This is a genomic window from Prevotella sp. 885, assembly GCF_002265625.1.
In the GTDB taxonomy this organism is placed as follows: Bacteria; Bacteroidota; Bacteroidia; order Bacteroidales; family Bacteroidaceae; genus Prevotella.
Genome location: NZ_NOVE01000095.1, coordinates 1 through 4,391 on the forward strand (window position 1 = coordinate 1; position 4,391 = coordinate 4,391).

The following is a 4,391-nucleotide window of genomic DNA, read 5'->3' on the forward strand; positions in this document are numbered from 1 at the left end:
CCCGATTTTTGTCATTAATGACAAAAATCGGGAATAAAAAAATCTTTCTTTTCCAGCAAAAGACGTACCTTTGCATTCCCGAAAGTTGACACTAATGTCACTTTTCGGGAATGACTATGATTATAAAAAGAGATTATTATTTACAACAACTTATATCGAGCAAGTCAAACAATCTCATAAAGATTGTAACTGGAATTAGAAGAAGCGGCAAATCGTTTCTTCTCTTCAACTTGTTTCACAATCATTTGATTGAAACAGGAATAAGTGAAGACCATATAATAGAAATTGCATTGGATGATCGCCTTAACAAGAATTTGCGTGACCCTGATGTTATTCTTCAACATATTCGTGAACGTATTGTAGATGACAAACTCTACTATATAATATTGGACGAAGTGCAAATGATAGATGAGTTTACGGATGTGCTGAATAGTCTTTTGCATATCCGCAATGCGGATGTATATGTCACAGGAAGTAACTCCAAATTTCTATCCAAGGATGTGGTTACAGAGTTTCGGGGACGTGGTGATGAAATCCATCTGTTTCCATTGTCTTTTGCTGAATTATATAACTCTATAGGAGGTGACAAGTTTGAATTATGGAAAAGTTATTATACCTATGGTGGACTACCTGGTTTATTAGAGTTGGATAGCGAAAAGAAGAAAGCTGCTTACCTCCGCTCTTTACACGATACTGTGTATCTCAAAGATATAATAGAGAGAAACAACTTGAAAAACAGCGAAGAGTTTATGGAATTGATGCGTGTGATGGCTTCATGTATAGGCTCTCCATGTAATCCCAGCAAGTTGGAAAATACATTCAAAAGTGTAAAGAATGAAACACTTGACAGAAAAACCATATCCAAATATCTTTCCTACATGGAAGATGCTTTTCTTATAGAGAAGTCAATGCGGTATGACATAAAGGGTAGAAAATATATAGGTACACTTTCCAAATACTATTTCCAAGACATAGGATTACGCAATGCCTTGCTGAATTTCAGACAGGTGGAAGAGAATCATATCATGGAAAATGTCATATACAACGAGTTGCGCTTACGAGGTTTCTGTGTTGATGTTGGTATGATAGAGGCAAGGACTGCAAAAGAACGCAAACAACTGGAAGTAGATTTCGTCGCAAATATGGCTGACCGTAGATATTATATCCAATCAGCATTTGCAATGCCTGATGACGACAAGAGAGAGCAAGAATGTGCTTCATTGAAGCGAATTGATGATTCTTTTAAGAAGATAATCATAATGCGCAATGACATAAAACCGTATCACGACAACAATGGCTTTTTTATTGTTGGGTTAATGGATTTCTTGCTAAAGCCTGATTTGATAGAACAATTATAGAAATAGCAGAAAGAGCGAAGGTGTGCATAGAAACATAGAATGCACACCCTCGTAGACAAATGACGAGCCGTATGAACACATCTGGGGTCTTTCTTTTTTCTACTTCTTCTTTATCTCATATCCGATTTTCTTGAACGCCTCAACGAAGTCGTCATACTTGGCTTTGCGTGCATCGTAGACGATGGTGACCTTCTGGTCGTCCACTGATGTTTCGATTTTCTTCGTACCCTTGACGAAGCGGATGTTGCTCTTTATCTTCTTCTCACAGTTAGCGCAATGCATCTGCGGCTGTGTGGTAACTGTCAACGTGTCGGCGGTAGCGGCAAATGTCTTGCCGGCGATTACGAGCATAAATGCTGCTATTAAACTCTTCTTCATATTTTTTCCTTTTTTCTTTAAAATGATTGTTATGTCTATAACTTCTCTAACTTGTATCTTATTCCGATGTAAGCCATCGCTCCTGTCACGGGTCCCCACACCTGTGTGGCGTCAAACGCTGAAGTCCACGGATGATGGGAATGGAGGATGGGATTGTCAATCTTGTAGTTGGTGAGGTTCTCGCCTCCTACATACAGACTGAACTTGCGAAACTCCCTCGTCACCTGAGCCTGCAACTGGAAGTAGGCGGGATAACGGCTGCGGTCGTATAGTTCGCCGTCACCGTTGAGCTGACCAGTTACGTCAAACTGCCAAAGCTCGAGGGGCGTCTTGTATGAGAGTGTGAGCAATCCCTTATAGCGTGAAGTGAGCGGCTTCTGACGCAGCTCTCCGTCGTACGTACACTTCACGTCGTTCAGTCGGAAGGCGGCTGTGGCTGCCATTCCGCTGAACAACGGATAGGTGGCGTCCACCTGGAAGGTGTGGCTATAGCTCTTGCCGTCCAGATTCTCGAACGAGAGCGTGTGGGCACCTTTGGCTCCGTCGAAGTTCATTATCGTCTGATTCAGGAAGTCGGTGTAATAATACTCTGCGTTCAGCTCGAGCATCTTGCCGAACATCGGAATGTTCATGCTGACGGATGCTCCCATATTCCATGCCTCTTCCTGCTTCAGGTCGGGCGAGACTGTCACGTCACGTCCGCTTGCCAAGAGCGTCACGTTCTCTGCCAAAGCATGTGGCGAACGATAGCCCTTGCCTGCCGAAGCACGGAGCGTGATGATGTCCGAGGGCGAATACTTGACGTGCAGACGGGGCGTGACGAAGCTGCCGTAACGGTCAGAATGGTCCCAACGCACGCCTGGCATGACAGTCAGCTTTTCGCCAAGCTTATATGTATATTGCGCATACAGTCCGGGAGTGGTTTCGCCTGTTACTGATGTTTCGGGGTTCGGCTTTGTGCCCAACGGATTGAAGCGTTCGTCGTAACGGTCATAGTTGAGCGATGCGCCTACGCTTATGTTATGGTTAGCCGTAACGTCGGTCTCGAACATCAGCTGTGCGTAACCGTTCTTCTGCGTAATGTCATAACGGGTCTGTCCGAACTGGTTCTCGGCGTCATGCCACGATCCGTGGAGCATCAAAGCCACGGAGGTGTTGTGGTCGGCATTGAGCGTAAATCCGTTCTTCCATTGCATCTCGTAGCGGTTGGTCCTGACAGAAGTAGAATAGAGCGGTTCCGAGGAAAAAATGTCGGCATGCTTCGGGCTTTGTCCGCCTTCACGTTCGTCATGCAAGCCGCGCAGCATCAGCTGGCTAATCCAGCGTGGCGACACATACGCCCATCGGTGCATGACGTTGTATTGTCGCAGCTTTGGCATATCCATGAATCCGTCATCGTTGCCGTCATGGTCGGTCTGACGGTTCTCGAAGTGGAGCAAGGTGGAGGTGGAGAGACGGTCGGTCAGATGTATGCTTCCGTCAAGATTCACTTCCGTTTTCAGCTCGCTGTCCTGATAGACGTTCGCCCTGAGTCCGTCCGTGCCCTGCGGCTTCAGAAACTCAATGTTTATCTGACCCGTGGTGCTCTCATATCCGTTTTTGACGCTTGAGGCGCCCTTGCTCACCTGTATTGACTGCATCCAAGGGCCGGGCACGTAGCCAAGGCTGTAGGGCAGAGACGCGCCTCGCAGATTGGGCACGTTCTCCGTAAGCATCTGCACGTACGTGCCGCTCAGTCCGAGCAGCTTTATCTGCTTGGCACCGGTGGCAGCGTCGCTGTAGCTGACATCCACCGAAGGATTGGCTACGAACGACTCGCCCAGATTGCAGCAAGCAGCACGTATCAGCTGTCCCTGTCCGATGATGTCCGCATTGTCCACGCGGTATTTCGACTTGATGCCGTTAGTGGCTTTCACAACCACGTCCTTCAGCTCGTGTGTGGCGGCTATGCTGTCAGTCTGCGCAGCCATTCCCTGCGACACAAACATACATCCCAACACACCTATCATTGTTTTTTTCATATTCACTTAATTCTTATAACCTTCTCAAAAAATTATTCTTTATATAATTTATCCTGTCACTCTCCTTACAAAGCATCAAGGGATATTCTTTCATGATGTCCGAGTTCGCGAAATTCCTTTGGCGTCATGCCCGTCACTTGCTTGAACTGTGAGGAGAGGTACGCCGGCGAACTGTAACCTAGCCTGTAAGCTATCTCGCTTGTGGAAAGCTGGCTGTAACATAGCAGTTCCTTCACGTACTCGATGCGATGGATGATGGCGAAGCGCTCGATGGTTATGCCCTTCACTTCGGAGAACAGCTTGCTCAGCGCACTATAGTCTTTCGATAACTGACACGAAAGATAGTCGGACAGCCTCGGTCGTTCTCCTTCCGAACGCACCCACTTAAGGGACCACTGGAAAAAGTGTGTGGATATCGTAGTACAATAAAAACACTATATTGTCCGTTTATAAAGTCAAAGAACGGATAAATATGGAAAAGTATAGACTCCTTGCAGAATGTCTTTTGCCCGAACACATGCTGGATTGGTTCGACCTTAAAGACGTGTTTGTAGAGCAAAAGAAAGAAACAAAGCTTGTTCACATATACCTTGACGAAAACGAGCTGAGACCAGGTGACAGAACCGATATTCGT

General features: G+C 46.1%; 4 protein-coding genes. 1 reads left to right on the forward strand and 3 read right to left on the reverse strand.

The window, feature by feature from the left end:
• The first annotated feature begins 110 nt into the window (after positions 1-110).
• Entirely contained in the window at positions 111-1,358 is a 1,248-nt protein-coding gene (locus CHL74_RS14865; protein WP_441339059.1) for an ATP-binding protein, read from the forward strand.
• 99 nt (positions 1,359-1,457) lie between these two features.
• Here the strand turns inward: CHL74_RS14865 and CHL74_RS14870 are convergent, their stop codons facing one another.
• From CHL74_RS14870 to CHL74_RS14880, 3 genes are all read right to left on the reverse strand, one after another.
• The gene (locus CHL74_RS14870) at positions 1,458-1,736 is read right to left on the reverse strand and encodes a heavy-metal-associated domain-containing protein (protein ID WP_094881959.1); all 279 of its coding nucleotides are present in this window, start codon (positions 1,734-1,736) and stop codon (positions 1,458-1,460) included.
• A gap of 35 nt (positions 1,737-1,771) precedes the next feature.
• Positions 1,772-3,757, reverse strand: coding sequence for a TonB-dependent receptor plug domain-containing protein (locus tag CHL74_RS14875; protein WP_254923345.1), 1,986 nt, complete (start codon positions 3,755-3,757; stop codon positions 1,772-1,774).
• Between the two features lie 65 nt (positions 3,758-3,822).
• Positions 3,823-4,137, reverse strand: coding sequence for a helix-turn-helix domain-containing protein (locus CHL74_RS14880; protein WP_369597368.1), 315 nt, complete (start codon positions 4,135-4,137; stop codon positions 3,823-3,825).
• Between the last annotated feature and the right edge of the window lie 254 nt (positions 4,138-4,391).

Excerpts from the sequence above, each read along its gene's own strand:
- CHL74_RS14870 (WP_094881959.1), bottom strand. The coding sequence starts at position 1,736 with ATGAAGAAGAGTTTAATAGCAGCATTTATGCTCGTAATCGCCGGCAAG.
- CHL74_RS14865 (WP_441339059.1), top strand. The coding sequence starts at position 111 with ATGACTATGATTATAAAAAGAGATTATTATTTACAACAACTTATATCG.
- CHL74_RS14875 (WP_254923345.1), bottom strand. The coding sequence starts at position 3,757 with ATGAAAAAAACAATGATAGGTGTGTTGGGATGTATGTTTGTGTCGCAG.